Origin of the sequence: Nocardia vinacea NBRC 16497, from assembly GCF_000308835.1 — a bacterium.
Lineage (GTDB): Bacteria > Actinomycetota > Actinomycetes > Mycobacteriales > Mycobacteriaceae > Nocardia > Nocardia vinacea.
The window spans coordinates 1-3,353 of record NZ_BAGN01000225.1; the positions used below are offsets into that span (position 1 = coordinate 1).

3 protein-coding genes are annotated in these 3,353 nt (G+C 69.0%); 2 read left to right on the top strand and 1 reads right to left on the bottom strand.

Annotated elements, in window-relative coordinates; all coding sequences use genetic code 11:
- The coding region (locus ON44_RS47170) for an IniB N-terminal domain-containing protein (protein WP_218007662.1) at nucleotides 1–716 on the bottom strand (716 nt) is incomplete at its 3' end.
- Nucleotides 717–1,005: 289 nt separating this feature from the next.
- Between ON44_RS47170 and ON44_RS31825 the strand changes: the two genes are divergently transcribed.
- Entirely contained in the window at nucleotides 1,006–2,832 is a 1,827-nt protein-coding gene (locus ON44_RS31825) for an Hsp70 family protein (protein ID WP_051182668.1), read from the top strand.
- On the top strand, nucleotides 2,829–3,353 hold a 525-nt coding region (locus ON44_RS31830), incomplete at its 3' end, for an ATP-binding protein (protein ID WP_169338116.1). The genes ON44_RS31825 and ON44_RS31830, both read left to right, overlap by 4 nt.

Sequence of the window (3,353 nt, forward strand, 5' to 3'; positions counted from 1 at the left end):
GATCGGCGACCCGCGCCGACTGCGCCACCGAGACCCGTCTCCAAGCCCGAAATCACTTGCGCGCCGCCGTTCAGGCCCGCGCCGAGAGCCCCCTCCAGACCCGCGCCGACCTGCGCTCCGGCACCGAGCGCACCCTCCAGACCGGTGGTGAGATCGGCTCCGGCCTGCGCTCCCGCGCCGAGCGCGCCACCCAGCGCGCCGCCGAGCCCCGTCACGGCCTGCACACCGGCGCCGATGGCGCCGCCCAGGCCGGCGGTCAGATCCGCGCCCGCGCCGACAATACTGCCGAGACCGGCGCCGAGGTCGGCTCCGGCCTGCAGGCCCGCGCCGATCGCGCCGTTGAGCCCGGCACCCAGGTCGAGCCCGGTGCCGACACCGAGGCCGAGGTCCACGCCGAGGTCGATATCGGTGCCGAGGTCCACGCCCGCGTCGGCGGCCGCACCGAGTCCAACCGCGGCGGCGGTATTGGCGCTGGCGGCGGCACCGGCATCGGCGGCACCGGCGCCACCGGCCGCCACGATCGCCGACAACTGTGACCCGCCCGCGATCAGCGCCGATTCGGCGACCATGGGGGCGACGGCGGCGATATCCTCCGGCGTCACGGCGGGCAAACCGGCAGCTGCCAGCGCCTGGCCGGGATTGGCGCAATAACCCACCGCGGCCTCGTGGTCGCGGAGCAGGTTGAGAATGAACTCCAGAATCGCGTTGGGTGTCATCGAAATCATCTCCTGGATGAGCGGACCCTCGCGATCCGCAGTCGTTGGAATGCTTTTCACGCTAGGGACGCCCAGCGTTACTACGAAACGGGGCGCACCCCTACTACGAACCGCACGTTCCCGTTAGGGACCCCCGAACCATTAGGGGAATTTCCCCGCACCTTCCCCGACTGAGTAACGGCTGATGCCCAGCAACCGACAGAAGTGTTGCGGCTGGCAGGTCCACTACGCCTTCCCGTCTATACAACAGCGACTACCGGGCCACACAGTTTTCGAACGGGGTTCTCGAATGACAGAGCGTCTGGCGCTCGGCATCACTGTCGGAGCGTCGAATTCGGTCGCCGTGGCGACCCCGGGGGACGGCAGCGACTATGACAGGGGTCACTCCGGCGACACTGTCATCACCCATCCGAGTGTGTTGCGCCTCGCTCCGCAGGCGGCGCCCGCGTTCGGAAGCGGCGCTCGCCCCACCGGCAGGCACTCCAGTGACGTTGTACTCGAGGGCTTCCTCGCCCGGGTCGGCGATCCGGTGGACATCCTCGCCGAGGACGGAACCGCCCACTCCGCAGCGGATCTCGTGGCCACCGCCGTCGGCTGTCTGATCGATGAGATCGGGGCCGGCGCCGCGCACTCCATGGTCGCCTGCCATCCGGCGTGGTGGTCGCGACATACCGTCGACGTGCAGCGGGCCGCGCTGGATCGCGCGGGCCTGCGCGAGGTGACCTTGGTTCCGGAGCCGACCGCGTCGGTGCGCTGGCTGGAGGCCGCGCACGGCCCGCTCGGCGACGGCACGGTTGTCGTATACGACCTCGGCGCTTCCGGCCTCACCGTCTCGGTGGTCCGCACCGGCGCGCAGGCGGCCGTACTCGGCGCGCCATTGCGCACCACCGATGTCGCCGGTGCCGAATTCGATCTGTTGACCATGCGCTATGTCCTGGCTAATGCCTTGCGTGGAAATGATTTCGATCCGTTCGATCCGGTGGTGGAACGGGAATTGTCGGCATTGCGCGATCGCTGCCGATATGCGAAAGAAGAGCTTTCCACAAATACCGCGACAGTTGTCCCGGTCCGTTTGAACCCCGACGATCACCACGCCGAAAACATCCGGCTGGTCCGCGACGAACTCGAGGACCTACTGCGCGGGCCCTTACTGACCTCACTCGATCTCATCCGTGACGCGGTACATCGCGCTGGACTCGATATCGGCAATATCGGCCGGGTGCTGCTCACCGGCGGCGGCGGTGCGATCCCGCTGGTGGCCGAGTTGATCTCCACCGAATTCGCCCTCCCCGTGGTTGCGGCGCCGCAACCGCGGCTCACCAGCGCGCTCGGCGCCGCCGAACTGGCCGCGGACTTGATGTCCGTCACCGTGGATCGCACCCCGGTCGCAGCCATGGGCAACAACGCGAAAACCGAGGAACTGCCCACCGTGCCGCGGCCGGTCGAAAAGTCCGCGAACAGCGCGCGCGTGACCAGAACTGCAGCGGCAAGCGGCGGCCTTTCCCACGATGACACCGTGCCCAAAAAGACCCTGCCGGGCACGAGCGACCGGCCCCGCCGCAGGCTCAGCGGCCGCCAGCGCGCCGCCATCATCGCGGGTGCGGCACTGGTGCTCGGCGCACTCGCGACCGGCACCGTCGCCATCGGCACCGGCGCGCAGCCCGGTCCGACCTCACCGGCGAGTTCGGATCCGACGACAACGCCGGGCGCATCGGTCGTCGCGGCGACCAGTGACGGCAATCCCACCGGCTCGGCGACGACATCGGCGAAGGATTCGCCCGTTGGTAGTCCGAACCCGAAACCCACTGCGGGACAACCAGATTCCGCCGCGACGAGCACCGTCGCGGTGGTGGGCAGCCAACCCGTCGCAGGCGAGTCCGCCGACGGCCAGACCACCCAGAGCCAACCGGCTCCCGGCCAACCGGCCACGCAGCCGGCGGCGCAGACGCCAGCAACGCAAACCCAACCCGCACCACAATCGCAACCAGCCCCGCAGACGCAACCAGCCCCGCAGACGCAGGTCCAGATCCCGACCGTGCCGCCGTTCACCAATCCCCTCGGCGTGGTCGAGGACACCGTCGTACCCGCACTGCCCAAGATTCCCGGAGGCAGATGATGGGTGATATCGCCTTCGACACGCTGCCCTGCGCACGCGAGATCTTCCGCGAATTGGACTCCGCGGACCGGGAACCGGTCGTCTATCTGATCAGGGGCCGCTCCGGCTCCGGCAAATCCACCCTCCTCTCGGTGATCCGGGCCCGCCTGCGCGCCCACGGCATCCCGTTCCGAGACGATCCTGCAGTGCCCGAATACCTTGCAGTGCAAGCTAATTCGGGCAACGGGGCGCATGCGACGGCAGACGCCCACCGCGCCGACGGGCGGCACCCCGACCACGACGATTCGCATACCATCGGCGCGGCCAACGCCACCGGTGACGGCCACGGAACCCGAACCGCGGAGAAGCCCGACATCATCCAGCGCACCGGTAACGGAGCGCATCCGATCCACCGCCCCGACGGTGCACATCCGCGCACACCGCGCCCGGCCCTGATCATCGACAACGCCCACACCCTGACCCACTCGGATCTCGAATCCCTCTGCGCGACCATCGAATCCGGCCGTTACACGGTGATTGTC